Below are 25,057 nucleotides of genomic sequence, written 5' to 3' on the forward strand. Positions count from 1 at the left end.
TAAATGCTACTATAATTTAGCAAACATTTTTTTCATTTTTTCATTTTCTTCCTCAGCCAATGTTGGGTCAACTAAAATACGACCACTATGTTCATCGGTAATGATTTTTTTTCTTGAAGCGATTTCAACCTGTACTTGAGGTGGAATAGTAAAGAATGAACCACCTGCAGCACCTCTTTCGATTGGTACAACTGCTAAGCCATTCTTAACATTTTTACGAATACGGGAATAAGCCTTAACCAAACGCTCTTCAATTTTATCTTGAAATTTGATTGATTCTTCTAACAACGCTTTTTCTTCTTTCTCAGTTTCAGCAAGAATAGCATTTAATTCGCTTTTCTTATGCTTTAAGTGAGCATCGCGCTCAGACAAACGTTCTTTCGTTTCAGAAATAACCGTTTTCTTTTGCTCGATTTGAACTTTGAATTCTTTAATATTCTTATCAGCTAATTGAATTTCCAATTCTTGGAATTCCAATTCTTTACTAATTGAATTGAATTCTCTACTGTTACGAACATTTTTTTGTTGCTCGCCGTATTTTTTAATTAGAGTCTTTGCTTCTTCAATAAGGTTTTTCTTAGCACCGATTTCGAAATTTATATTTTCTAAATCAGATTTAAGTTTATCCATTCTCGTTTTTAGGCCAAGGACTTCATCTTCCAAATCTTCTACTTCCAAAGGTAGTTCACCACGAACATTCCTTATTTCATCAACTCTAGAATCAATTAATTGCAAATCATATAATGCTCTTAACTTTGCTTCTACAGAGGAATCTTCTTTTTTTGCCATATTAAAAATAATTGATGGGATTTGTTATACTTTCCGATAAATGGATTGCAAAATTAGGAATTTTTTTTGTAAGATAATCAACTAAAAGGGTTTTTGTAAACTGCTCAGTTTCAAAGTGTCCTATATCTGCCAAAACCATTTGATTTTCAGCTTCGTAAAATTGATGATATTTAAGGTCTGCGGTAATAAAAACATCAGCTCCGGCTGCTTTTGCAGCACTAATTGCAAATGATCCACTACCTCCTAAAACTGCCACTCTTTTAATTGGCTTTTTTAATAAATTAGAATGTCTAACCACGGAAGTTTTCATTTTTTGCTTCAAATCGGATAAAAACTCACGTTCTGATACCTCTTTTAATAGTTCACCAATCATACCCATACCAATATAAGGATTGGTATTATCTAAGCTTTGAATATCATACGCCACTTCTTCGTAGGGATGAGCAACCATTAAATTCTTAATAATTGTATACTCATCATTCTTTCCAAAAACACAGGTTAACATAACCTCATGCTCTGTATGAGTTTCACCAATTATACCTTTTACAGGGTTGGCTTTGTCATTTGCTTTATACGTTCCTTTGCCTTCGGTAGAAAAACTGCAGTTCGAATAATTTCCTATTTCACCCGCCCCGGCTTTGAAAAGAGCTTCTTTAACTTCTTCAACATTTGCTATTGGTACATAGGTGGTCAGTTTTTTTAGGGTACTCTTTTGTGGTATAAGTATTTTGGTGTTAGTGAGGCCAAGTACCTCACAAATTTTACCATTGACTCCATGTCCTACATTATCAAGAGCAGTATGCATAGAATAAATAGCAATATTATTTTGAATAGCCTTTATAACCACTCGTTCTACATAATTCTTGCCCGTAATTTTCTTAAGTCCGCCAAAAATAATAGGATGAAAACTGACGATTAAGTTACATTTTTTAGCAATTGCTTCATCAACAACGTTTTCAAGAGTGTCTAAGGTGACTAAAACTCCGGTTAATTTGGAAGATGAGTCACCTACGAGTAGTCCTACATTATCAAAATCTTCTGCATAGCCTAGTGGGGCAAAGTCTTCTAAAATCTGCGTTATGGTGTTTATAGTCATTTTATTAAAAAATAAGGTATTCAAAGATAAATTATTATAATTTCGTACTGATGCAGGTGTTACGAAAACTTCTTTTTCCTATTTCATTAGTATACGGTTTAATAGTGTTTTTGAGAAACCGTTGTTACGATATAGGAATTTTTTCTTCAAAATCATTTAACACAAGAACAATTTGTGTTGGTAATTTAAGTGTTGGTGGAACCGGTAAAACTCCCATGATAGAGTTATTGGTAAAGTCACTTCATCATGATTATCAATTGGCAATTTTGAGTAGGGGGTACAAGAGAAAATCTAATGGATTTTTGCTTTCCACCGATAAAACTAGTGTTGAAGACTTAGGGGATGAACCGTTTCAGTTAAAATCTAAATTTCCAAAAGTAGTGGTAGCTGTAGATGCTGATAGAAGTAACGGTATCACACAATTAGAACAGATAGTTAAGCCCGATGTTATTTTATTAGATGACGCTTTTCAACATCGAAAAGTAAGGCCAGGATACTCAATCCTATTAACGGCCTACAATAATATGTATGTGAATGATTGGTATTTACCGACCGGAGATTTAAGAGATTCTAAGAGGGAGGCACGGAGGGCAAATACTATTGTAGTTACCAAATGCCCTAAGAATTTATCGATATTAGAAAGAAATGAAATAGTAAATAGAATCAATCTTAAGGAGCATCAAAAAATACTCTTTAGCTGCTTGTCTTATAATAAAGACTTGAAGGGAGTTAGTGTAAATCTTGCTGTGCTTAAAGATAAAAAAGTGACCTTAGTTACCGGTATTGCAAATCCTGTTCCATTGGTAGATTTTTTATTAGAAGAGGGTCTCACATTTGATCATATGAAATTTAATGATCACCATTTTTTTACCGAACAGGAAATTAATGTATTAAAGGGAAAAGAATGTATTCTTACTACTGAAAAGGATTATGTACGGTTGAAATCTAGACTTACCAACTTACACTATATTGAAGTTTCTCACCAATTTATTGGGAATGATAAGGAGGTACTTGAAGAAGAATTAAAACAATTTATGACTACGAATTCTTAGGTTTTTTGTCAAAAATATTCTCACCTATTTTTTGATAAAATACATCTGGTTTAAAAGGTTTGGTGACTACATCATTACAGCCGGCCGCATAAAAACTCTCTAAACTGTCGTCTAGTGAAATTGCTGTTAATGCAATAATCGGTATGTCTTGGTTGAATTTTCTAATTTCAATTGTAGCCTCTTCGCCACTAATACCAGGCATATGAATATCCATAAGAATGGCATCGTATACATTTTCTTGGGCTAAAGTAATAGCTTCATGACCATTGTTGGCAATGTCACTCGTCATTTCCTTTTTAGATAGCATTTTTTTAGTGATTACTTGATTGATTTTATTATCCTCAACAATCAATAAGTGAAGATTTTTAAAATCGTAATCGCGCGGTGTTATTTCGAACGAAAAATCTTCCGGAATATCATCTAGACTTTTCATTTCAATTTCAAAGAAGAAAGAACTTCCTTCGCCTAATGTGCTCTCAAGTTCTATTTTACTTTTAAACAATCCTAAAAGACTTTTTACAATAGTAAGTCCTAAGCCAGTTCCACCATACTCACGGTTTATTTGAATAGAACCTTGTTCAAATCCTTCGAAAATACTTTTTTGTTTTTCTTTTGAAATACCAATACCATTATCGCTAACTTCAAAATAAATAGTTACATCATCTTCAACTTTATTAAGTAGTTTGGCAATAACTTTTACTTCACCACCTTTAGTGAACTTGATGGAGTTACCGATCAGGTTCATGAAAATTTGAGAAAGTTTTAATGGATCACTTAATAAATGGCTAGGTATTTCAGAATCGTACTCCAGAATCAATTTGGTATTATTTGCTTTAGCACTTTGAGTCAATGAATTAATAACCTCATGAATAACCTTGTTTAAGTTAAACTCCATATTAAGAGGTTCTAATTTATTGGCGTCAATTTTATTAATATGAAGTATATCATTTATAAAATTCAATAAATAATCACCAGAGAATTTTAATGCCTTTAAATGCTCCTTTTGATGTTCTTGTGGCTCCTCTTCTAAAAGAAGATGAGTTAAGCCTGTAACTGCATATAATGGAGTTCTGAGTTCATGACTAACAGTTGAAAGGAAGTTTGTCTTCGCTTCCATAGCTTGTACCGCGCCATCTCGTGCTATTTGTAATTCTTTATTCTTGGTTTGTAGTAAATCGTTCGTTTTAAATTTGATTTGATTGTTACGATATAAGGTAACTGCCAAAAGTGAGATAATAATTAAAAATGCCGAGGCTAAAATTGCTGTAAGTTCAGATCTATTTTGTGATTCTGTTAGCTCTTCAATTTTTTTCTGTTGCCTTGCTATTTCTTCAGTCTTATAATCATCTTTTATTTTATCGGCAGTTTTAGCTTCAATTTTATTTTTTTCTATGTTGAAGATTGAGTCTTTTAGCTGAAGTAGATTTTGACTGTTGACTAAAGATTTCTGATACAAACCTAATCTTTCATAAACAGTGGTTAATAAAGCATTAGCTGTTTTAATATCTTCTAAAAAGCCATTGGTCTGTGCTACGACTAATGCATTTTCTCCATTTTTGGCTGACTCGGCTAAATTGTCAGTTCTTAAATTTAACTCTGCCAGAGTTAAATATGCTTGAGTAGTGAGATATTCTTTTTCATGAATATCTGTATTTACAATAAGGGAGTTTAGGTTTTTTGTAGCACTATCATATTTTTCTAAACTAATATAAACTCTAGCCTCTGTCAATAATAGATTGTTGTAAAAATTTCTGTCATTATTTAGTTGTTTAGCATCGTTCAGCATAAACAATGATTGGAAATTCTGATTGCTTCGATGCAAGAGAATTGCTTTAATATATTTGTGCATCGCATCTGCATATGGGTATGCGATATCTTTCAATAAAACACTGGCTTGATCCCAATAGAATTCTGTATCTCCTTCTTTGTCAATTTTTAGAGATAACAATGCCAGCTCATGAAGACTATCGATTAATGCTTTGATATCTTCTTTTTTTTCAGCCTCATTAGCAGCGGTGTTTAAAGTTTCAAGGGCTAAATCTATTTTATCTTGATTCTTAAATTTTCTCGCTTGGTTAAAATAAGATTGAATGTCATTAGAGCTTACCGAATCTTGTGAAAATAAACAAGTGGTAGTCGCCAAAATAAAAATTGGGACTAAAAAGATTTTAATTGCTTTATTTAAGAATAATAGCATCAAATATAATTTTTACTGTTCATGTAGTTCATCAAATCAATGATTCTACTGCTATAACCGGTTTCGTTATCGTACCAACCAATAATCTTCACCATTTTTCCTATTACAGAGGTCATTAAAGAATCAAACGTACAAGAATAGCAACTATTGTTTATATCTATAGAAACTATTGGATCATCGGTGAAGCACAATATATTTTTGAATTGGTTTTTCGATGCTTTTTCAAATGTATCGTTTATTTCTTCAATAGTTGTAGTCCTTTTCACATTTAAAGTAATATCGGTTAAAGACCCATTTGGTACTGGTACTCTAATACCACAACCACCAATAGAATCAGCTAGTTCGGGAAATATTCTCGTCAAAGCTTTTGCGGCACCAGTTGTCGTGGGTACAATAGATTGTGATGCTGCTCGAGCCCTTCTTAAATCTCGATGGGGTTGGTCATGTAAGCTTTGATCTGTGGTGTAGGAGTGTATAGTAGTGATGTATGCTTGTTTAATGCCACAAAGGTCATTTATCACCTTAATCATAGGTGCTGCATTATTTGTGGTGCATGATGCGTTTGAAATGATATCGTCATTGGAGTTCAAAGTACCTTCATTTATGCCGAAGACAATCATTTTTATGTCATCTTCAGTAGGCGGCACTGATAGAATAACTTTTTTTGCCCCATTTGCAATATGAAAAGATAATGATTCTCGGTCCTTGAACTTGCCCGTGCATTCTACAACCAAGTCAACATTGGTAGAAGACCAGTTTATTTTTGAAGGATGGGTTTCGTTCGATAGCAGAATTTTCTTGCCATTAACTATAATATGTTTTTCGTCATGCCCAATTATATGGGGTGATGTGCCGTGTATACTATCGTATTTTAATAAATGTGAAAGTGTTCTTGTATCTGCTAAATCATTAATGGCAACTACATTTAAATGTTCTTGTTGCTGCAATAGGCGGAATAGGGTTCTTCCTATTCTTCCAAAACCATTAATGCCAATATTTATTTTTTGCATTGGTTAACGTTGGTGGTGAATATATTATAGAACGATTAAAAAAGTGAACTAGTAATAAAAACAACAACTATGTAAAACAATTCTAGTTGATGGTCGTACGAATTAAAGAATGTGTTTATGTGCTTTATAAGATGATCTCACCAATGCACCACTTTCCACATGTCTGAAACCCATTTCTAAGCCAATTTCCTCATATTTTTTAAATTGCTCTGGAGTGATAAATTCCTTTACAGGAAGATGCTTTTTAGAAGGCTGAAGGTACTGGCCTATAGTAACTACATCGACATTTACGCTTCTTAAATCGGCCAAAGTAGTAATTACCTCATCTTCATGCTCCCCAAGACCTAGCATGATTCCAGATTTAGTTCTATTAATACCTTGCTTTTTTAAATAGTTAAGGACCTCAAGACTACGTTCGTATTTTGCTTGTATACGTACTTCTCTAGTTAATCTTTTAACCGTTTCCATGTTATGAGAAACCACTTCTGGAGCAACATCTATTATTCTATCCAAATGCTTTTCGATTCCTTGAAAATCAGGAATTAAGGTTTCTAAAGTAGTGGTTGGGTTCATTCTACGAATAGCCTTTACCGTTTCGGCCCAAATAATCGAGCCCATGTCTTTAAGGTCATCTCTATCTACAGAAGTAACAACAGCATGTTTAATACCCATTATCTTAATTGAACGTGCCACTTTTTCTGGTTCTGCCCAATCAACATTTTCCGGTCTGCCAGTTTTTACTCCACAAAAACCACATGACCTTGTGCAAACATTTCCTAATATCATGAAAGTAGCAGTTCCTTCGCCCCAACATTCTCCCATATTTGGGCAACTACCACTAGTGCAGATTGTATGAAGATCGTACTTGTCAACCAAGCCTCTTAGTTGTGTGTATTTTTTACCTGTTGGTAATTTAACCCGAAGCCATTTCGGTTTACCTTTAGGTGGAGCAACATTTTCATTTAAGACTGTAGACATGCAAATATTTTGATACAAATATACGAACTTAATAAGTGTCTATAAAGTAGAATTACCTACGAAACAATAGGCTTTTAAAATTTAAAAATATAGAAGCTTACTTCCTTGCTTTAATGATTTCAGAAAGCAGTTTTTTAGCCCTAAGTAGCTTTACTTTAACGCTGTTCATAGGTTCATTTAAATTAGCTGCTATATCCGCATAGCTTAATTCATTGAAGTACCTTAGGTTTATGACTGTTTGGTAGTGAGGTTTTAATTTCTTAATGTCTCTTAATAAATCGGCTAAATTCTGTTCTTGTATCAACTGATCTTCCATAGATGGTGTTACATCTAATGCGCTGGTTATTGCTTCGGCACTGCTTCGAGAGTCTAACAGGCTCTTTTTACGCTTGCGAACCAAGTCTATGTGTATGTTCTTAGAAATGGTGATTAACCACGTTTTGAAAACATAGGAGTCATTATAGGTGTGTATTTTATCAAAAGCTTTAGAGAATGTTTGTATGGTAATATCCTCTGAGTCATTTTCGTTTTGGGTACGTTTTAATTGAAAACCATAAACATCGTTCCAAAACATATCCAATAATCGACTGAAAGCAATTTGGTTGCCTTCTTTCGCCTTTTGTATTGTTTCTTCTAAATTGTCTACGTTGTTCAAAAAATGATTTTGGGATAGGTAAGTTCTATAAGAATGAATTTACCTTATTCAGAAATTATATCTTTTTTGCAATCTTGTTCGGCTGGTAATTTACCGCACATACCACATGCTTGTCCGTCTTGATTTAAAAATGGACTCTGACTCGCACAAGTTCCAGCAAATTCTCCGTCTTTTTTAGACCAAATTTTAATTGCGATACCTGCAAAAGCCAATGCTAATAAACCGATGGTTAAAAATAATAGTTTCATAAGCTAATTTTAAACAAAGATAAAAAATAAAGCCCCAAAATAGGGGCTTTAAGAATACTTTATATTTGTAATGTTAGTAAGCTATATTCGCTACAATGTTTTCGACGCTAGGAGCGTGATTACCACCTTTCTGTTCAATGGTAATATAGCCAACAGCATTTTCGGCATAAGGTAATGCCATTAATTTTTGCTGATTGCCAGCCTCTTCAATGATACCTAGGTTAATCATTTTGCCATTAACCTCAGCCCACATTTGAAAACATTGACTTTCTGGAATGTGAGGTAATTTGCTCACATTTATATAAGACAATTTTTTCACAGGATTTATATAAGCAACAGCTTTTAGGTCTTTTGCTTTTTGATTACCTCTAACATTATACTTTTTTGTTTGTGGGTTGTTTAGTACGATAAACTGGTTACGTACATCTTCCAACTGTTCTTTCATGTTTTCTTCAAGCAACTTTATCTTATTGCTAACCACGCTGTTCTCTTGTTGTAAACTTTGATTTTGATTCCAGAAGAAAGTTGAAATTCCTGCAAACATGATTGCAGTAATACTTGCCGCGATAGCATACCTGAAGAATTTTTTTCTTCCACTTCGCTCAGCTTTTAACCTTGATTGAATTTTATCCTTTAGCCCCTGTGGTGCTTCGATAGCGTGTAATTTTGCAAAAATCTCAAGGTTATCTTGCAATTCATTATAAGTATCCCGTACTTCAGGATACATAGCAATATATCGCTCAACTTGCATAGCTTCTAAATCGGTAGTAGCTCCTAAAAGATATTTTTCTAATAAATCAGAATCTAGAAAAATTTTTATTTTGTCTTTCATAATACAATATTTAACATCATAGCTATAAGAGCAGGACCATAGATTTTACCTAATTCGCGCAAACCTATTTTTAATCTAGACTTAATGGTTCCTAAAGGAATGTCCAACTCATCACTTGCTTCTTGTTGGGTCATGCCTTGAAAGAAAAGAGCTTCTAGAACAATCTGATATTTATCCTCAATTTTGCTAAGGTGCTCTTTCACATCCATTAACTCTGGCCTTGTACTTTCTACGCCTAATGTATATACGTCAGAAACATCTATTTGGATTTCCTTATCAGATTTTGTGTTTACACTTCTTAACTTGTCAATTGCTGTATTACGGGTAATCCTAAAAAGCCATGTAAAAAGTTTTGCTTTCTTAGGGTCATATGTGTCAGCTTTTTTCCAAATTTTCACAAAAGATTCTTGAACAACATCTTGGGCCAATTCTGGATCGCGTACAATTTTATTGGCGACTCCTAATAAGGTGTCGGCATAATTATCATACAGAAGTGAAATCGCTTTTTCGTTTCGCTCTTGTAATAATTCCACAATATGATTTTCTAATAGAGTGCTCATAATTTAAAAGATGTACATATTTTTTTTAAATGGACATCCAAATACTAAGATTGAATCGTATATGCTTAAACGCTAAATTATAAAATTGATTGTTAATGATGCGTTATCTAAAAATATATATTGAATAAGTGGTCGGCTGGTAACTGCCCACTTTGTTTTTGGTTGGTTTGGTTTGGTAATAACCCTTGTAATTTATTTTACAGGGGTTATTTTATTATATTAACCTCAGGACTAATTGTAATATTAAATTCATTTTGGACCTCTTCAATAATTTTTGAAGCAAGTGCTAAAATTTCTTTTCCTGTAGCATTGTCATAATTTACAAGTACTAATGCCTGATGTTGGTGTACACCAGCATCACCAAATCTTTTTCCTTTAAACCCACATTTTTCAATTAACCAACCAGCAGGAATTTTATATATTAAATCAGAAATTTTATAAAAAGGAGCTTCAGGATGCTTGCTGATAAACTCATTAAAAACTTCTGTTGAAACCATGGGGTTTTTAAAAAAACTACCACTATTACCTAATACTTTGGGATCGGGCAATTTACTTTGTCGTATGGCAATTATAGCGTTAGAAATATCCTTTATGGTAGGGTTTTTAATTGCATCGCGCTCTAATTGCTCTTCTATAGCACCGTAACCAGAATTTATTTTATGATTATTCTTTGTTAATGAAAAAGTAACTGAGGTAATTACAAATTTATTTTTACCTTCATTTTTAAAGTAAGAATCTCTATACCCAAATTTACATTCTTCTTTAGTAAGTGTTATCAATTGCAGGTCTTCAATTCTAATTGCTTCACAGCTTACAAAGCTATCTTTTAATTCTACGCCATAAGCGCCAATGTTCTGTATGGGTGCACTGCCAGTATTCCCTGGAATGAGAGACATGTTTTCTAGACCTCCATAGTTATTTTCAAGTGTCCAAAGTACCATTTCGTGCCAATTCTCACCAGCCATTACTTTAACGCTTACAGTGTCATCAGATTCATTTACAATCCACTTTCCTTTAAGATTTACATGTATAAATAAAGCATCTATATCATTTGTGAGTAGCATATTACTACCACCACCTATCAATATTTTTCTAGGATAATCATTGTTGCCAAGTATTTCTTGAAGTTCCTTAACAGAATTAGCTTCCACAAAATATCGTGCCTTGGCATCTATACTAAAAGTATTGTAGTTCTTTAATGAAAAGTTTTCGTGTATTATCATTAACCGTTATAGCTTTTAAGAGCTTCACCTAAAATATGCACTGCTCTTTTAAGGCTATCTTGGTCAAGTACATAAGCAATTCTAATTTGGTTCTTGCCGAGCCCTTCTGTAGCATAAAATCCAGCTGCTGGTGCAACCATAACAGTTTCATTATCTACTCTAAAATCTTCTAAAAGCCATTGAGCAAAATGATCTGCATCTTTAATAGGTAATTCTGCAATACAATAGAAAGCACCTTGAGGTCTGGCAATTTTTATTCCTTTAATTTTTTCAAGTTCTGCAATTAGTATATTTCTTCTTGCAACATATTCTGTTTTCACTTCTTCAAAATAACTATCCGGAGTATCTAAGGCAGCTTCGCTTGCAATTTGGGCATACGTGGGTGGTGAAAGTCTAGCTTGTGCGAATTTAAGTGCCGTTGCAATAAACTCTTTGTTTTTAGAAACTAGAAAACCAATTCTAGCGCCGCACATGCTGTATCTTTTTGAAACTGAATCGATAATAATTGCATGGTCATCTAATCCGTTTTCTTTTAATATAGAAGCGTGAACTTTGTTATCATATGTAAACTCTCTATACACCTCGTCGGCAATAAGAAAGATATTATGCTTTTTAACTAAGGATGCTAATTTTTGAATCTCTTCTTTGCTATAAAGATACCCCGTAGGATTACCAGGATTGCATATTAAGATAGCTTTAGTTCTTGGGGTAATCAATTTTTCAAAATCTTCAATTGGAGGTAGGGCAAAGTTATCTTCCAGCTTTGAAACAACAGGTACTACTTTAACTCCACAAGCTGTGGCGAATCCATTATAATTGGCGTAAAATGGTTCAGGGATAATAATTTCGTCATCTGTATCGGCAACAGTATTCATAGCAAATGCTAGTGCTTCAGACCCACCAGTGGTTACAATAATATCAGACGCGCTTACCGGAATATTATTCTTCACATAGTATTGTGCAATTTTGGTTCTAAATTCTTCAGAACCTTCTGTACGGCTATATTCTAAAACGTTTATGGTATTGTTCTTAACCGCATCTAAAGCTTGCTGTGGTGTTTTAATGTCTGGTTGACCTATATTAAGATGAATAACCTTAACCCCTTTCTTTTTTGCATTTTCAGCAAACGGAACTAATTTACGTATAGGTGATTGGGGCATAGAAAGCCCTTTATTAGAAACAGATGGCATAATCAATTTATTTTACACAAAAGTGATAAATGATTATGGTTCTTACAATAATATTAGGTTTTATTTGATTTTTCTACATAGTGTTAAAATTATTTTTTGTAATCCTAAATTGGGTAACTTTAAGAGGATAACTAATTCATAACGATTATGTTACGAAGGTTAAAAATCTTTTTTGCTATTTTGACTGTGTGTTTTTCCTTTTCGGGAATAGCACAAACGTATCAATTGCCAGCTGGTAAGAAATTTCACAAAGTAAAGTTTGAGCTCATCAATAACTTGATGATTATACCAGTAGAGGTGAACGGTACCGAGCTGTCGTTTGTATTAGATTCTGGTGTTGGTACTCCTATTTTATTCAATTTATCTGATCAAGATTCCATTCAACTTAATAGTGTAACTGAAATAACGATAAATGGACTCGGAAAAGGAGACCCTATAAATGCACTTAAATCTACTGGTAATTTTGTAAAGCTTGGTAGTGTTAAGAATGTATCGCAAGATATTTATGTGGTAATGGATGCTGGTATTAATTTTTCTCCAGATTTGGGTGTGCCTGTGCATGGTATAATTGGCTATGAGCTATTTCGTGATTTTGTTGTTGACATTAATTACACGAACAAGGCGATTAAATTTTATAATCCTGATACATATAAACATAGGATATCTAAAAAGTCTCGAGTATTAGATATGTCCGTTATACGAAAGAAGGCATATTTGAATGCCAGTGTTTTGGTTAAGGGTACAGAAGAAGTTCCTGTTAGATTGTTAATGGATACCGGCAGTAGTGATGCCGTGTGGTTATTTGAGGATGATCGTCTGCAAATACCACAAAAGTATTACGAAGATTTTTTAGGTAAGGGGCTCGCAGGTGATATATATGGAAAACGAACTAAAATTCATCATTTGAAAATTTCAGATTATATTTTGAAAGATGCCAAGGCAGCTTTTCCTGATATGGAAACTTTTAATACCATAATGGATTTTGGGGGTAGAAATGGAAGTTTAGGTGGCGAAGTTTTGAAGCGATTTAATTTAGTTTTTGATTATGCAAACCGAAAAGTGGTCTTGAAGAAGAATTCTAATTTTAATAAAATGTTTCAATACAATATCAGTGGAATAAACTTGCAGCATGCAGGCATACGCTATGTATCCGAAAGAATAGCTGATCGTAATGGAATAGTGTATAGCGACCATAAAACATATGGTGATATACAAATGGTTCTTCAAGGAGCAACAAGACTTAGTGTGGTGCCAGAGATAATCGTGTCAGGAATACGACAAGGTAGTCCGGCGCATTCAGCTGGTTTGCAGGAAGGTGATGTTATTTTAGCGGTCAATGGTAAACCTATTCATCGGTATAAAATGCAAGAAATTATGAGTATGCTAAATGATAATAAAGACAAAAAAGTGAAAGTATTGGTAGAACGTTATAATAATGATTTGTTATTCAGTTTTGTATTGAAACCACTGTTTGAGTAAAAATATGACATAAAAAAAGCCCAACTTTAAAGTTAGGCTTTCAAATATTATAACCAAATTTTTATTTGGTACCAGTTGCTAAAACTTCTCCTTTGATTTTTAAAACCTTAGTGGGAGTATCGGCATTAGATATTACTGTGATTGCTTTACGAATAGGACCAACTCTGTTTGTATCATACTTAACTTGAATTTCACCTGTTTTTCCTGGTAAAATTGGATCTTCTGGTTTTTTTGGAATTGTACAACCACAACTAGAACTAACTTTACTTATAATAAGTGGAGCTGTTCCAGTATTAGTAAATTCAAAAACCCTTATTCCATCTGAACCTTTGGCGATTTCGCCATAATCAACTGTCTCTGATTTAAATTCTATTTTAGCTGCTGTATCTTGTGCAGTTAAGCTTAATCCTAGTAAACCAATAAATAATACAAGTACTATTTTTTTCATCATTTTTAATTTAGGGTGGACATCAAAATTAAATCTTTTCAGATCAACCTCAAAATCCTTTTGTTATACTCTAACGTTACTTATTTTTGTTTCGTATTTATGTTTGGGTAAAATTGGCTGAAATGACCGTTAGATTGTCAATTCGGCTTTATTTTTAATAACCCTAATTTATTATTATTCAAAAACTGTTCCAAATATGGAAATTCCTTCAAAATATAATCCGAGATCCACAGAAAGTCATTGGTATGAGTACTGGATGAAAAACGGTTATTTTCATTCTGTACCTGATGAAAGAGAGCCTTATAGTATTGTAATACCTCCGCCTAACGTAACCGGAATATTGCATATGGGCCACATGTTAAACAATACCATTCAAGATGTATTGATTAGAAGAGCTCGCCTTTTGGGAAAAAATGCCTGTTGGGTGCCTGGTACTGATCATGCTTCAATAGCTACAGAAGCTAAAGTTGTTGCAAAACTAAAAGAACAAGGCATAAATAAAAATGACCTTACTCGCGATGAGTTTTTAAAGCACGCTTGGGATTGGACACACCAATACGGTGGCATCATTCTAGAGCAGTTAAAGAAACTGGGCTGTTCTTGCGATTGGGACCGTACTGCCTTTACAATGGATCAAGAGCGCTATGATAGTGTTATCAAAGTATTTATTGATTTATATAATAAAGGATTGATTTACCGCGGATATCGAATGGTGAATTGGGATCCAGAGGCCATGACCACATTATCAGATGAAGAAGTTATATATGAAGAAAGACAGGGTCTATTATACTATTTGGCGTATCAAATAGAAGGTTCTGACGAAAAGGTAACTATTGCGACTACAAGGCCAGAAACGATTTTGGGAGATACTGCAATTTGTATAAACCCTAATGATGACCGATTTATCCATCTAAAAGGCAAGAAGGTTATTGTACCAATTTGTAATAGGGTAATACCGATAATTGAAGATGAGTATGTAGATATGGAATTCGGTACAGGGTGTTTAAAGGTGACCCCAGCACATGACATAAATGACAAGGCTCTTGGTGAAAAACATAATTTAGAAACTATAGATATATTTAATGACAATGCGTCATTGAATAGCTTTGGTTTGCATTATGAAGGTAAAGATCGTTTCGTAGTTAGAAAGGAAATTTCTAAAGAACTAGAGGAAAAGGGATTTTTGGTAAAAACCGAAACCCATATTAATAAAGTAGGAACATCAGAACGTACCAAAGCTGTAATAGAGCCTAAACTGTCTGATCAATGGTTCCTGAAAATGGAAGATTTGGCCAAACCTGCATTAGAAGCAGTTATGGAAAGTGGTGATGTGAAGTTGTACCCAAAGAAATTTGAAAATACATATCGCCATTGGATGGAAAATGTTCGTGATTGGAATATTTCAAGACAATTATGGTGGGGACAGCAAATACCTGCTTTTTATTTTGGTGACGGGCAAGATGATTTTGTTGTAGCAGCTAATGAAGTAGAAGCACTTGAACTTGCTAAGAATAAATCTGGTAATGCTAATTTACATGCGAACGACTTAAGACAAGATGCAGATGTATTAGATACTTGGTTCTCATCTTGGTTATGGCCAATAAGTGTTTTCGGTGGAATTTTAGAGCCAGATAATGAGGAAGTGAATTATTACTACCCTACCAATGATTTAGTAACCGGTCCGGATATTTTATTTTTCTGGGTAGCCAGAATGATTGTTGCAGGATATGAGTTTAGAGGTAAGCAGCCTTTTGAAAATGTTTATTTCACAGGTTTAGTGAGAGATAAACAACGTAGAAAAATGTCGAAATCATTAGGAAATTCACCAGATGCATTAAAACTGATAGAAGATTATGGTGCTGATGGTGTACGTGTTGGATTATTGTTAAGCTCTGCAGCAGGTAATGATTTAATGTTTGATGAAGATCTTTGTCAACAGGGTAAGAATTTTGCAAATAAAATATGGAACGGATTTAGATTATTAAAAGGGTGGGAGGTAGCAGATATTCCTCAACCAGAAGCATCTAAACTAGGCTTGTTGTGGTATGAATCAAAATTGAATAAGACATTATTAGAGATTGAAGACCATTTTAATAAATTCCGTATTTCCGACGCCTTAATGTCTATTTATAAATTGGTTTGGGATGATTATAGTTCTTGGTTGTTAGAAATTATTAAACCTGCCTACCAACAGCCGATAGATAAAATAACTTTTGATAAGGTTATTTATTTGTTCGAGCAGAATTTGAAATTGTTACATCCCTTCATGCCATTTTTAACCGAAGAAGTTTGGCAGCATATTTCAGAAAGAAATACGAGTGAGGCATTAGTGATTTCTAAATGGCCAACGGCAGGTAAAATAGATGAGAAATTAATAGATCAGTTCGAGTTTGCAGCTGAGGTTATTGCTGGAGTAAGAACAATTAGAAAGAATAAAAATATTCCAATGAAAGAGTCATTAGAGCTTTCAGTGTTAAATACTGAAGTGGTAGATGATAATTGGGATGTTGTGATTTCAAAGTTGACCAATGTTTCTGAAATTACTTATTTAAAAGAGCAATTAGAAGGCGCATTGACATTTAGGGTGAAAAGTAATGAATACTTTGTACCTATGGAAGGTGCTATAGATATTGAAGCTGAAATTTTGAAAATCAAAGAAGAGTTAAAGTATACAAAAGGCTTCTTAATGTCAGTTCAGAAAAAACTTTCTAATGAACGTTTTGTGAATAATGCACCTGAAAAGGTTATTACCATAGAGCGTCAAAAATTAGCAGATGCAGAAGCTAAGATTGAAACCTTAGAAAAGAGTTTAGCTAGTTTAGAATAACATTTAAACTTTAATTTAAAAAGCCTCATTTCTACTTAATTGGGAATGAGGCTTTTTCATGTTATTTAGTGAACTTAAAATCCAGTAGTTTTCGTATATTTAGGTGAGAACAAAACTTTTAGCAAATGAAGAAACTACATAAAGAAGATATTAAACAAGAAGTTTTTGATTTGTATGATGCTTATGCTCATAATAAAATTGAAAGACGCGATTTTGTTCAAAAACTTTCGGTGTATGCTGTAGGTGGTATAACTGTCGCATCGCTTATGAGTTTTATGATGCCTAATTATGAGGATACATTTTTAGTGGAAAAAACTAATCCCGATTTAGATTCTGAATATATAACTTATAACTCTCCAAAAGGCGGAGGTGATATTAAGGGGTTATTGTCCAAACCAAAATCTGCAAAAGGTAAATTACCCGGTATTGTAGTGGTGCATGAGAATAGAGGTCTAAACCCTTATGTGGAAGATACGGCTAGGCGTGCTGCGTTAGCAGGGTTTATTACCATTGCGCCCGATGCATTAAGCCCTTTAGGGGGATACCCAGGTAATGATGACAAGGGTCGAGAAATGCAAAGTAAGCGTGATAGAAATGAAATGCTTGAAGATTTTATTGCGGCCTTTAAATATTTAAAAACTAATGAGAATTGTAATGGTAAAATAGGAGTAGTAGGTTTTTGCTTTGGAGGATGGATTTCTAACATGATGGCCGTTAAAGTCCCTGATTTGGCAGCAGCGGTACCCTTCTATGGAGGTCAGCCTACAGAAGATATAAAGAATATAAATGCACCTTTAATGTTGCAATATGCAGGTTTAGACGAACGCGTTAATGCAGGATGGCCCGAATATGAAAAAGCACTGAAAGAAAATAATAAAAAGCATGTTGCATTTTTCTATCCAGACGTTAATCATGGTTTTCACAATACATCAACGCCACGTTATGATAAGGAAGCCGCAGAATTAGCTTGGTCACGAACAATTGATTTTTTTAAAGAAAATTTGATGTAAATTATTGATAATGAGTTTTTTTTGATATTTCTATTATATATTCATTACAGAATTTGAGTTATTATTACTTTGAATTGAGTTAATCGAAAACGAACAATACTATTAATTTTATCATATAAACAATCTAAAACAACACATTATGAGAAGTCTTTTATGGTTAGTAGCAGTTATATGTATTATTATTTGGCTACTTGGTATGTTAGGTATTGTACCTGGTCTTGCAACTGGTAGCTTAGTGCATATTTTATTAGTAATAGCAGTAATAGTTATTCTTTACAATATCATTTCAGGTAAGAAGGTCTTATAAATTATATTTCCAAGACCAATATTGAATAAAATATATACCCTTGATTTTTTTCAGGGGTTTTTTTATACGCTAATATGAATATCTCAATAATTACAAATAGCAAATTGGCATCAATGTATTTGCAATTTTAATTTTGCATGTATTTTAACATGCTACATAAGGTCTAATCATAGTATCTTTAATACTATGATTAGACCTTATGTACTTGCAGAAACGAATTGGGAAAGTTTAAAAGATGAACGGTTTGACTTGGCAGTGTTGCCATGGGGCGCTACCGAAGCTCATAATTATCATTTGCCATACGGTACTGACAATTATCAGGCTCAAAGTTTTGTAGAAGCGGCAGCCAAGATGTCATGGGAGAAGGGAAAAAAGGTAATTGTTTTACCAACAATTCCTTTTGGGGTAAATACTGGACAGAAAGATATTTATCTTGATATGAACCTTAACCCTTCTACACAATTGGCGATACTTAAAGACATTATAACTGTTTTGAATAGACAAGGCATTTATAAATTATTATTGTTCAATGGTCATGGAGGCAATAATTTCAAGCCTATCGTAAGAGAGTTGGGTTTATTGTTCCCCGATATGTTTATAAGCTTTAGTTTTTTTCCACAAATGTTAGATAAAACTCAGTATTTCAAGGAAAAAGGTGATCATGCTGACGAAATGGAAACAAGTCTAATGCTTTATTTAAGACCAGATTTGGTGTTGCCGAATGATAAATGGGGTAGTGGTGATGAAAAAAAATTTAAGATTAAGGCTTTTAATGAAGGATGGGTTTGGGCAGAAAGACAATGGTCAAAAGTAAGTAGCGACACAGGTATTGGTAATCCAGAATTTGCCACGGCAGAAAAAGGAGAGCGTTTCTTTAATGATATAACAATAAAACTAGACGAGTTGTTTTGTGCTCTTTGTGAAGCAGATTTAAAAGAGTTATACGAATAGTTATAAACTAACTAAATTCCCATTTTTTCACTGAATAAATTTAAAGATAATAGTTTTCTTTTCATTGACTTTTTTTTACTTGATTCTAAATCTATTTTCAAAGTAAATAGCGCCCCTAAAATGATAATGTTTTTAAAGATATACTGGCTTAATAAGGTGATAATGAATCTGTTTTCACCAAAAATTTGACCTGGAAATAGAAATAGTGGAGTAAACGTACAGGTAATGTGAGCAATTGCAGCATATATAATTAGTTTGTTTTGCCAATTTAGAATGAGGCAAATTCCTATAAATGATTCAAATAAAGCTAAAGCTATAAAACCAAAATAAGATGGTAGAAAGCCAAAAGTGAGAACTTGAATTGTGTTGGTTGCTAATTCTTCAGCTGGGCTTGTACCTGGGAAAAGCTTCAAAAATCCAAAAATTAAATAAACTAAACCAATTGATAAACTAATAATTTTGTTTTTGCGTTTTTCTAGATTTTCCATCTCCAATATTTAATTTAGTTAGAATTACCACTTTTAAAATCGTTCAATAATTCTCGTGATATTTTCACCTTATTTGAAATTATACGATAAGAAACTCCAAAATTTATCACATAATCTGCAAATGCGGCATCTCCATGTCTTGAAGACCCAGTAGAATTCTCTGTTTGTATATCTGTAATGCTTTGTGGACGTTCTCTTCGAACGGCAAATGGAATATTTAGATTAAAGGAAAAATTACTTTTGTTGTAACCTACTCCTGGGTCTATAGATAAGACACTGCCAGGTCTTCTAAAGCCATTATTGCCCCCTATTAAATCTCTAACTGGTACACAGTCAAATCGTGCTCCTATTGAGCTTGAAATAGTTGGGGAGATACTATAACTTATGCCCGTTCTAATTGAATATTGATCAGGAACGGCCATAATAGCTTCATTTTCAAGTAAAGGACTCAAAGTTTCCCTAAAAGTTCTGATTCCATTTGTCTCCCTTGGATTTAATAGATAAAATCCGCTTGCATAACTAAAAAGGCCATTGGCTATTTTTTGATATAATTGAAAGTCCATAGTAAACCCAAAACCCCCATCACCAGGTTGTATAGATTGGTCTACAGGTCTGGTTTGTGGTTCATCATTTGGGCCAACATTGTAAAATATGTCAGAAGCATTATAGTTTCCAGTAGGTAGTTTAACCCCTAGGCCAATAGCTAAGTTTCCATTTTTATGATTTTCAAGATCAAATAGCCAGTATCCTGCCCCAAGGCGTATGTCTCCTAAACCCCTAGAAAAGGTTGTATTTCGTTCTTCTCTTCCATGTTCATATAATGATGATCTTGAGTTAAATACGGTAGGTAAGGTTATACTGCTGTATAGTCTCTCGGTAATTCCATAGGTTAAAAAGAAGTCTGTACTATGTGAATTGTTAACCACTTCAGTATTGCTTGTAATACGGTCAGGTTCCTCTTCTGTGCCTCTAAAGTGTCTGAATGATTTAAAATATCTATAATTAATTCCTAATTGAACATCACCTTTATTTAAAACATTATTCTCTAGACTATTTCCAACACAAGAAGAAAAATGTCGAATGGCGACACAGCCTTGGGCTTTTATATACGAAGCTGAAAGAAGAATAAATAAAAAAAGTATTGGTAGTTTGTTTATCATGATGGTTTTGGTTTGGTGTTTTTATAAAATAAGGCCAACTCATAGCTACTAGAGATGACCATTATTCATAAATGTTTTGAAATCACTTAAATGACTTAAGTTTAATTATATTACTACCTACCAAATTAATGTTATAAGCATGCTTTGAGATTAACCGTTTTGTAAAAATGTTTAATGAAAAGTTAATAGACTTAATGAAAGATTAAGTTTGCTTAATTTACCAAACTAATTAAGTTTCTTTAGGGGCCATGTTAAAAAAAAGAAACATATATATAGCTATATTTTTTGTATCTCTTATTGGGTTGGCGGTTATTCAATATCAATATCTAAGAATTGGTTTGAATTTGGCCAAACTGCAGTTTAATACAAAATTGGGTAATGTTAGCAGTGATATAGCTAAAGGACTAGAGACAGAAAATCAATTAACTTTTTTAATAGGCAACGCATTAAAAGAAGATACATCTTACTTTACAAATAGAATTGATAGCGTACAGGAGGCTTCTCGATATTTTCTAAATGACTATATCACAGAAAAGCTAGTTACTAATGGGATTGATACTGATTTCACTTATACGTTACACTCAAAAGACTCATCTTTTTATCTTCAATCTCCTAAAAGATTCGAGATAAACGATAATGTCGAATCTTACCCTATTGAGCTAATTGGTTACTTGCCCAGAGAATTTGAGAAGAAAGTTGTTTTAGAATTACAATTCAAAAATTTAAACAGTTTCTTTTTATCAAAATTGAACGGACTCACATTGCCAAGCATTCTCTTTATTTTAGGTATCTGCATTGCGGTAATTTGGGTTCTAAGAACATATTATTGGCAACGAAATGTAATTACAACAACCAATGAATTTATAAATAATCTAACTCATGAGCTAAAAACTCCTGTATTTTCAATAGGTCTAGCAACTAAAATTTTGGAAGAATCTGCCTTAAATGAACAAAAACCTATTTTAGGTATGATTAGACAACAAGTTAAAAGACTAACTGTGCATATAGATAAGGTTTTAGAGTTAGGTAATCTTGAATCTAGTAATAATGTGTTGAAGCTAGAAATTATAGATTTTAGACCCTATTTGTTCAAATTATGTGAAGAATTTGCAACATTAGTTGCAATTGAAGAAGTTCAATTTATCTATGATTTACAACAAGAAAATTTTAGGATAAAAGCTGAGGTTTTTCATTTAGAAAATACAATCAATAATATATTAGATAACGCAAAGAAATATTCGGCTCGGCCAATTATAAAATTAAAAGCCTATAGTTTGAACAATCAATTTATTATTGAAATTATTGACAATGGCAAAGGGATATCTGAAGAAGAAAAGAAAAAAATATTCTTAAAGTATTATAGGGTAACTGATACAGAAGTTCAATCTGTGAAAGGGTATGGTCTTGGATTGAGCTATGTTAAAAAAGTTATTGAAAAACATAAGGGCAAAGTTTTAATTGAAAGTGAAAAAGGTAAAGGGTCTAAAGTATCTCTAAAAATACCTCTGTACAATGAATAAGAAGAAAAATAGAATAATTTTAGTAGAGGACAGTTCAGATTTAGGGTATTTACTTTCTGAATATCTTTCTATGAAAAATTTTGAAGTAAGCTGGTTTATAAATGGAATTAGTGCATTAAAAAAATTAGAGACTACTAATTATGATTTGGCCATATTGGATATTACCATGCCAGATATGGATGGCTTTTCACTAGCAGAGCAGATTAAGGACAGATTTCCTGATTTGCCATTTTTATTTTTATCAGCTCGGTCATTAAAAGTTGATGTGCTTAAAGGGTTCTATTTAGGTGCTGTTGATTACCTAAAAAAACCTATTGATGAAGAAGAATTGGTAATTAGAATAGAGAACTTATTGAATCGGTTAAATAATGAAAAAAATGTTGAAGAAAATACCTACCATTTTAAGCTAGGCCAATTTAATTTTAATTCATTGAACCAAGAGCTTTCGTTTAAAGATGAAATATTTCATTTGACCACTAAAGAAAGTGAATTACTCCATTATTTAGCGCTACGTCAAAATAGGTTATGTACTCATAAAGATATATTAATCAAGTTATGGGGAAATAATGATTATTTTAATAAAAAAAGCTTGAATGTATTTATAACACGCCTTCGTAAATATTTAGAAAAGGATACTGCAATTAGTTTAGATAATGTGCACAGTCAGGGTTTTATATTGCATGTAGAAAAAATGAATTAATATTATTTCAATTCTTTTGCAACCAATTCGATATAAGATTTCATTGCTTGCTTTTTATTCATGTTCTTGGCTTGAAATAGGGCATTAGCCTTAAAAGCATTAATAAGTGGAGTCTTACTGCCAGGATTGTCAAAATTATCGTTTGCAATCTTGTAATAAGCATAGAGTTTAAGAAGCACATCTGCGGGTATAGGTTCGGTAAAACTATTTACAAAACCTACTGCCTCTTCAAATTTAGTATGTGATTTCTTCTTTTTCATTTGGGTCAACAAAAGTAGCTATGCACGTATCGGCACCTTTTACTTTTTGGTTCAGTTTTACATTTATCTGACAATCTAAAGGTAAGAATAAGTCAACTCTAGAACCAAATTTAATAAAGCCTGCATCGTCACCCTGTTGTACGCTTTCACCTTTTTCAGCATAATTGACAATTCGTCTAGCCATAGCACCAGCAATTTGGCGGTATAATATTTCGCCGAATTTAGGGGTCTTGATAACTACAGTTGTTCTTTCATTTTCTTCACTCGATTTTGGGTGCCAAGCGACTAAAAATTTACCAGGATGATATTTTGAAAAAGTAATACTACCACTAGCTGGGTATCTTGTAACATGTACGTTTATAGGTGACATGAAAATGGATACTTGTTTTCTTTTCTCTTTAAAAAATTCTTTTTCAAAAACTTCTTCAATAACAACCACCTTACCATCTACGGGTGAGAGAATTTCATTGAAATTCTTTACAGTTATTCTTTTAGGGTTTCTAAAAAACTGAAGAATTGTTATCATTACAACTAAGGCAATTAGCTGAATGGTTAATTTTAACCATGATATGTCAATAAAGAAATGAGCTAAGATTACGCTGATTCCTACTAAACAAAAAGAAAACAAGATAATTTTTTGTCCCTCTCTATGAAACATAACTAAATATATTTAAAGTTAAATATGCAAATGGCGCTGCAAATACTAAGCTATCTAAACGGTCTAGCATGCCGCCATGTCCTGGCAAGATAGCACCGCTATCTTTAACACCTGCCGCTCTTTTAAATTTAGATTCTATTAAATCTCCTAAACTACCGGCAATAACTATTACAGTTGCTAGGATCATCCATTGTACAGGGCTAATTAGTTCTTCTTGCGTAGCAATTAAATAGGCCGCCCCAAGTGCAAATATAAATCCCCCAACGGTTCCTTCAATGGTTTTTTTAGGAGAAACTGATGGAAATAATTTAGTTCTACCTATACTTTTACCTACTAAGTATGCAAAAGAATCATTTACCCATATTAAGATAAATATTCCCATTATAAGAAGTTTTGCAAATGCATCATTCTTATATGGTATCATGGTTAAGAATATACAACCGCCTCCAATATAAAAAAGGCCTATTACAAACTTCTTTAGCTTAGTTAATTTTATAGGCTTTTTAGTGAATAGATTAATAAGTAGATAAACATCGACAATAATTGTAATCACCATTAAAATGTTTACTAATTGCTGATCCTTTACTAAATAGATAAATGCCCACCAAAGCGCTAAATATGCAGCGAAAATGTGATATCCTCTTAAGCTTACTAATTTTTTGTATTCGTACAAACAAGCTAAGCCAAAAGTCATAAACAAGAAGTCGAAAGCATCGGAGCTAAGGAAAACTGCTGATAATAATAAAATAATATAGACAGCCCCTGTTAACGACCTTCTTAAAATTTCTTTCATACTATAAATCTTCCAGAAGTAAAAGATAAAGATTTTTAGTGCTACTACCGTAAGTTAGAAAATCGTCTGAGTTTTCTGCGGTAGCTTTAAAGTGTTTTAATGTAGTTATATTACCCGGTATTTTTTGACCGTATTTCTTTTTAATAGTCTTTAAGCCTTCACCAATTGATTCTACTAACTGACTAGTGGTAGCAAAAACTACAAGATTACTTGGAAGCTCATTTACTTTTTTCTCATGCAATTGATTAGAACAAACGAGAATACTACCATTTTGGGCAATGAGATGTTCACAAGTAGTAAAGAACACCTCACTCTGTTTTACTTTATCTGTAAAGGAAATAGGCTCCTTTGCGAATTTTTCTGCGAGTCTTTTATTTAACACATAAAAAGGTTCGCTTTGCCAATTATTCTCATCAATTATATTTTGTAATGCCCTAGACACTTCTAAATCTGAAGTACAGTAAATAAATTTTCCTCCGTTTTGTTTAAAGTGAATTGTAAATTTCTCATCAACAGGAATATTTAAATCTGGCATATGGTCGCCTCGCGTTTCCGCAGTTTCTTTCGAAACCTTTTTCTTGCCACCACCAAATAAAATATCTAAAAGCCCCATTTATATGTTTATA

The 25,057-nt window shown here is 33.0% G+C and carries 26 protein-coding genes; 8 read left to right on the forward strand and 18 right to left on the reverse strand.

Annotated features, from left to right (window positions below):
* Positions 1 to 9: 9 nt before the first annotated feature.
* Positions 10 to 789: a zinc ribbon domain-containing protein gene (locus B5X55_RS18000; RefSeq protein ID WP_079514516.1), complete on the reverse strand. Its 780-nt coding sequence runs from the start codon at positions 787 to 789 to the stop codon at positions 10 to 12.
* Between the two features lies 1 nt (position 790).
* A complete protein-coding gene (locus tag B5X55_RS18005) occupies positions 791 to 1,885 on the reverse strand; it encodes a Nif3-like dinuclear metal center hexameric protein (RefSeq protein ID WP_079514518.1) in 1,095 nt (364 codons plus the stop codon).
* Positions 1,886 to 1,935: 50 nt separating this feature from the next.
* Here B5X55_RS18005 and lpxK point away from each other — a divergent pair, with 50 nt between their 5' ends.
* The gene (gene lpxK / locus B5X55_RS18010; protein WP_079514520.1) at positions 1,936 to 2,937 is read left to right on the forward strand and encodes a tetraacyldisaccharide 4'-kinase; all 1,002 of its coding nucleotides are present in this window, start codon (positions 1,936 to 1,938) and stop codon (positions 2,935 to 2,937) included.
* On the opposite strand, the gene B5X55_RS18015 is transcribed toward lpxK, so the two are convergent.
* From B5X55_RS18015 to B5X55_RS18055, 9 genes are all read right to left on the reverse strand, one after another.
* The gene (locus B5X55_RS18015) at positions 2,924 to 5,134 is read right to left on the reverse strand and encodes a hybrid sensor histidine kinase/response regulator (RefSeq protein WP_079514522.1); all 2,211 of its coding nucleotides are present in this window, start codon (positions 5,132 to 5,134) and stop codon (positions 2,924 to 2,926) included. The two genes, lpxK and B5X55_RS18015, sit on opposite strands and share 14 nt — an antisense overlap.
* Positions 5,134 to 6,144: a type I glyceraldehyde-3-phosphate dehydrogenase gene (gene gap, locus B5X55_RS18020; protein WP_079514524.1), complete on the reverse strand. Its 1,011-nt coding sequence runs from the start codon at positions 6,142 to 6,144 to the stop codon at positions 5,134 to 5,136. The genes B5X55_RS18015 and gap overlap by 1 nt, the downstream gene beginning before the upstream one ends.
* A gap of 102 nt (positions 6,145 to 6,246) precedes the next feature.
* The gene (gene lipA / locus B5X55_RS18025) at positions 6,247 to 7,122 is read right to left on the reverse strand and encodes a lipoyl synthase (RefSeq protein ID WP_079514526.1); all 876 of its coding nucleotides are present in this window, start codon (positions 7,120 to 7,122) and stop codon (positions 6,247 to 6,249) included.
* A gap of 97 nt (positions 7,123 to 7,219) precedes the next feature.
* Positions 7,220 to 7,777, reverse strand: a complete 558-nt coding sequence (locus B5X55_RS18030) for an RNA polymerase sigma factor (protein ID WP_143814540.1) — start codon at positions 7,775 to 7,777, stop codon at positions 7,220 to 7,222.
* A 44-nt stretch (positions 7,778 to 7,821) separates the two neighbouring features.
* On the reverse strand, positions 7,822 to 8,025 hold the full coding sequence (locus tag B5X55_RS18035; protein WP_079514530.1) for a membrane or secreted protein: 204 nt from the start codon (positions 8,023 to 8,025) through the stop codon (positions 7,822 to 7,824).
* 73 nt (positions 8,026 to 8,098) lie between these two features.
* Entirely contained in the window at positions 8,099 to 8,857 is a 759-nt protein-coding gene (locus B5X55_RS18040; protein ID WP_079514532.1) for an anti-sigma factor, read from the reverse strand.
* Entirely contained in the window at positions 8,854 to 9,417 is a 564-nt protein-coding gene (locus B5X55_RS18045; protein WP_079514534.1) for an RNA polymerase sigma factor, read from the reverse strand. Before B5X55_RS18045 ends, B5X55_RS18040 begins: the two co-directional genes overlap by 4 nt.
* Before the next feature lie 206 nt (positions 9,418 to 9,623).
* On the reverse strand, positions 9,624 to 10,640 hold the full coding sequence (gene murB / locus B5X55_RS18050) for a UDP-N-acetylmuramate dehydrogenase (protein WP_079514536.1): 1,017 nt from the start codon (positions 10,638 to 10,640) through the stop codon (positions 9,624 to 9,626).
* Positions 10,640 to 11,830, reverse strand: coding sequence for a pyridoxal phosphate-dependent aminotransferase (locus B5X55_RS18055; protein ID WP_079514538.1), 1,191 nt, complete (start codon positions 11,828 to 11,830; stop codon positions 10,640 to 10,642). Before B5X55_RS18055 ends, murB begins: the two co-directional genes overlap by 1 nt.
* 147 nt (positions 11,831 to 11,977) lie before the next feature.
* Here B5X55_RS18055 and B5X55_RS18060 point away from each other — a divergent pair, with 147 nt between their 5' ends.
* The gene (locus B5X55_RS18060) at positions 11,978 to 13,309 is read left to right on the forward strand and encodes an aspartyl protease family protein (protein ID WP_079514540.1); all 1,332 of its coding nucleotides are present in this window, start codon (positions 11,978 to 11,980) and stop codon (positions 13,307 to 13,309) included.
* A 61-nt stretch (positions 13,310 to 13,370) separates the two neighbouring features.
* Here the strand turns inward: B5X55_RS18060 and B5X55_RS18065 are convergent, their stop codons facing one another.
* Positions 13,371 to 13,760, reverse strand: a complete 390-nt coding sequence (locus B5X55_RS18065; RefSeq protein WP_079514542.1) for a DUF1573 domain-containing protein — start codon at positions 13,758 to 13,760, stop codon at positions 13,371 to 13,373.
* Between the two features lie 193 nt (positions 13,761 to 13,953).
* Here B5X55_RS18065 and B5X55_RS18070 point away from each other — a divergent pair, with 193 nt between their 5' ends.
* The 4 genes from B5X55_RS18070 to B5X55_RS18080 all read left to right on the forward strand — a co-directional run bounded on the left by B5X55_RS18070 (position 13,954) and on the right by B5X55_RS18080 (position 18,852).
* The gene (locus B5X55_RS18070) at positions 13,954 to 16,584 is read left to right on the forward strand and encodes a valine--tRNA ligase (protein ID WP_079514544.1); all 2,631 of its coding nucleotides are present in this window, start codon (positions 13,954 to 13,956) and stop codon (positions 16,582 to 16,584) included.
* 125 nt (positions 16,585 to 16,709) lie between these two features.
* Positions 16,710 to 17,594, forward strand: coding sequence for a dienelactone hydrolase family protein (locus B5X55_RS18075; RefSeq protein ID WP_079514546.1), 885 nt, complete (start codon positions 16,710 to 16,712; stop codon positions 17,592 to 17,594).
* Positions 17,595 to 17,733: 139 nt separating this feature from the next.
* Positions 17,734 to 17,901, forward strand: a complete 168-nt coding sequence (locus B5X55_RS18740; RefSeq protein WP_027067903.1) for a lmo0937 family membrane protein — start codon at positions 17,734 to 17,736, stop codon at positions 17,899 to 17,901.
* A 186-nt stretch (positions 17,902 to 18,087) separates the two neighbouring features.
* Entirely contained in the window at positions 18,088 to 18,852 is a 765-nt protein-coding gene (locus B5X55_RS18080) for a creatininase family protein (RefSeq protein ID WP_200811636.1), read from the forward strand.
* 11 nt (positions 18,853 to 18,863) lie between these two features.
* Here B5X55_RS18080 and B5X55_RS18085 read toward each other — a convergent pair whose 3' ends face one another.
* Both B5X55_RS18085 and B5X55_RS18090 read right to left on the reverse strand, forming a co-directional pair.
* Entirely contained in the window at positions 18,864 to 19,340 is a 477-nt protein-coding gene (locus B5X55_RS18085) for a hypothetical protein (protein ID WP_079514548.1), read from the reverse strand.
* Between the two features lie 14 nt (positions 19,341 to 19,354).
* A complete protein-coding gene (locus tag B5X55_RS18090) occupies positions 19,355 to 20,500 on the reverse strand; it encodes a transporter (protein WP_079514550.1) in 1,146 nt (381 codons plus the stop codon).
* Between the two features lie 248 nt (positions 20,501 to 20,748).
* On the opposite strand from B5X55_RS18090, the gene B5X55_RS18095 reads away from it, so the two are divergent.
* Positions 20,749 to 22,020 (forward strand): sensor histidine kinase, encoded by a 1,272-nt coding sequence (locus tag B5X55_RS18095; RefSeq protein ID WP_079514552.1) that lies wholly within the window; start codon positions 20,749 to 20,751, stop codon positions 22,018 to 22,020.
* Entirely contained in the window at positions 22,013 to 22,720 is a 708-nt protein-coding gene (locus tag B5X55_RS18100; RefSeq protein ID WP_079514554.1) for a response regulator transcription factor, read from the forward strand. Before B5X55_RS18095 ends, B5X55_RS18100 begins: the two co-directional genes overlap by 8 nt.
* Positions 22,721 to 22,722: 2 nt before the next feature.
* Here the strand turns inward: B5X55_RS18100 and B5X55_RS18105 are convergent, their stop codons facing one another.
* The 4 genes from B5X55_RS18105 to B5X55_RS18120 are packed head-to-tail and all read right to left on the reverse strand — an operon-like array spanning position 22,723 to position 25,044.
* Positions 22,723 to 22,980, reverse strand: coding sequence for an acyl-CoA-binding protein (locus tag B5X55_RS18105; protein WP_079514556.1), 258 nt, complete (start codon positions 22,978 to 22,980; stop codon positions 22,723 to 22,725).
* Positions 22,955 to 23,638 (reverse strand): phosphatidylserine decarboxylase family protein, encoded by a 684-nt coding sequence (locus B5X55_RS18110; RefSeq protein ID WP_079514558.1) that lies wholly within the window; start codon positions 23,636 to 23,638, stop codon positions 22,955 to 22,957. Before B5X55_RS18110 ends, B5X55_RS18105 begins: the two co-directional genes overlap by 26 nt.
* Entirely contained in the window at positions 23,628 to 24,431 is an 804-nt protein-coding gene (locus tag B5X55_RS18115) for a phosphatidate cytidylyltransferase (RefSeq protein WP_079514559.1), read from the reverse strand. The genes B5X55_RS18110 and B5X55_RS18115 overlap by 11 nt, the downstream gene beginning before the upstream one ends.
* Before the next feature lies 1 nt (position 24,432).
* A complete protein-coding gene (locus B5X55_RS18120) occupies positions 24,433 to 25,044 on the reverse strand; it encodes an LUD domain-containing protein (RefSeq protein ID WP_079514560.1) in 612 nt (203 codons plus the stop codon).
* Positions 25,045 to 25,057: the final 13 nt, after the last annotated feature.

Origin of the sequence: Maribacter arcticus (assembly GCF_900167935.1) — a bacterium.
GTDB lineage: Bacteria > Bacteroidota > Bacteroidia > Flavobacteriales > Flavobacteriaceae > Maribacter > Maribacter arcticus.

What these genes read in the sequence shown, in the direction of transcription:
- B5X55_RS18000 (WP_079514516.1), bottom strand. Translation starts at nt 789, where the DNA reads ATGGCAAAAAAAGAAGATTCCTCTGTAGAAGCAAAGTTAAGAGCATTA.
- B5X55_RS18005 (WP_079514518.1), bottom strand. Translation starts at nt 1,885, where the DNA reads ATGACTATAAACACCATAACGCAGATTTTAGAAGACTTTGCCCCACTA.
- lpxK (WP_079514520.1), top strand. Translation starts at nt 1,936, where the DNA reads ATGCAGGTGTTACGAAAACTTCTTTTTCCTATTTCATTAGTATACGGT.
- B5X55_RS18015 (WP_079514522.1), bottom strand. Translation starts at nt 5,134, where the DNA reads ATGCTATTATTCTTAAATAAAGCAATTAAAATCTTTTTAGTCCCAATT.
- gap (WP_079514524.1), bottom strand. Translation starts at nt 6,144, where the DNA reads ATGCAAAAAATAAATATTGGCATTAATGGTTTTGGAAGAATAGGAAGA.
- lipA (WP_079514526.1), bottom strand. Translation starts at nt 7,122, where the DNA reads ATGTCTACAGTCTTAAATGAAAATGTTGCTCCACCTAAAGGTAAACCG.
- B5X55_RS18035 (WP_079514530.1), bottom strand. Translation starts at nt 8,025, where the DNA reads ATGAAACTATTATTTTTAACCATCGGTTTATTAGCATTGGCTTTTGCA.
- B5X55_RS18040 (WP_079514532.1), bottom strand. Translation starts at nt 8,857, where the DNA reads ATGAAAGACAAAATAAAAATTTTTCTAGATTCTGATTTATTAGAAAAA.
- B5X55_RS18045 (WP_079514534.1), bottom strand. Translation starts at nt 9,417, where the DNA reads ATGAGCACTCTATTAGAAAATCATATTGTGGAATTATTACAAGAGCGA.
- murB (WP_079514536.1), bottom strand. Translation starts at nt 10,640, where the DNA reads ATGATAATACACGAAAACTTTTCATTAAAGAACTACAATACTTTTAGT.
- B5X55_RS18055 (WP_079514538.1), bottom strand. Translation starts at nt 11,830, where the DNA reads ATGCCATCTGTTTCTAATAAAGGGCTTTCTATGCCCCAATCACCTATA.
- B5X55_RS18060 (WP_079514540.1), top strand. Translation starts at nt 11,978, where the DNA reads ATGTTACGAAGGTTAAAAATCTTTTTTGCTATTTTGACTGTGTGTTTT.
- B5X55_RS18065 (WP_079514542.1), bottom strand. Translation starts at nt 13,760, where the DNA reads ATGATGAAAAAAATAGTACTTGTATTATTTATTGGTTTACTAGGATTA.
- B5X55_RS18070 (WP_079514544.1), top strand. Translation starts at nt 13,954, where the DNA reads ATGGAAATTCCTTCAAAATATAATCCGAGATCCACAGAAAGTCATTGG.
- B5X55_RS18075 (WP_079514546.1), top strand. Translation starts at nt 16,710, where the DNA reads ATGAAGAAACTACATAAAGAAGATATTAAACAAGAAGTTTTTGATTTG.
- B5X55_RS18740 (WP_027067903.1), top strand. Translation starts at nt 17,734, where the DNA reads ATGAGAAGTCTTTTATGGTTAGTAGCAGTTATATGTATTATTATTTGG.
- B5X55_RS18080 (WP_200811636.1), top strand. Translation starts at nt 18,088, where the DNA reads ATGATTAGACCTTATGTACTTGCAGAAACGAATTGGGAAAGTTTAAAA.
- B5X55_RS18085 (WP_079514548.1), bottom strand. Translation starts at nt 19,340, where the DNA reads ATGGAAAATCTAGAAAAACGCAAAAACAAAATTATTAGTTTATCAATT.
- B5X55_RS18090 (WP_079514550.1), bottom strand. Translation starts at nt 20,500, where the DNA reads ATGATAAACAAACTACCAATACTTTTTTTATTTATTCTTCTTTCAGCT.
- B5X55_RS18095 (WP_079514552.1), top strand. Translation starts at nt 20,749, where the DNA reads ATGTTAAAAAAAAGAAACATATATATAGCTATATTTTTTGTATCTCTT.
- B5X55_RS18100 (WP_079514554.1), top strand. Translation starts at nt 22,013, where the DNA reads ATGAATAAGAAGAAAAATAGAATAATTTTAGTAGAGGACAGTTCAGAT.
- B5X55_RS18105 (WP_079514556.1), bottom strand. Translation starts at nt 22,980, where the DNA reads ATGAAAAAGAAGAAATCACATACTAAATTTGAAGAGGCAGTAGGTTTT.
- B5X55_RS18110 (WP_079514558.1), bottom strand. Translation starts at nt 23,638, where the DNA reads ATGTTTCATAGAGAGGGACAAAAAATTATCTTGTTTTCTTTTTGTTTA.
- B5X55_RS18115 (WP_079514559.1), bottom strand. Translation starts at nt 24,431, where the DNA reads ATGAAAGAAATTTTAAGAAGGTCGTTAACAGGGGCTGTCTATATTATT.
- B5X55_RS18120 (WP_079514560.1), bottom strand. Translation starts at nt 25,044, where the DNA reads ATGGGGCTTTTAGATATTTTATTTGGTGGTGGCAAGAAAAAGGTTTCG.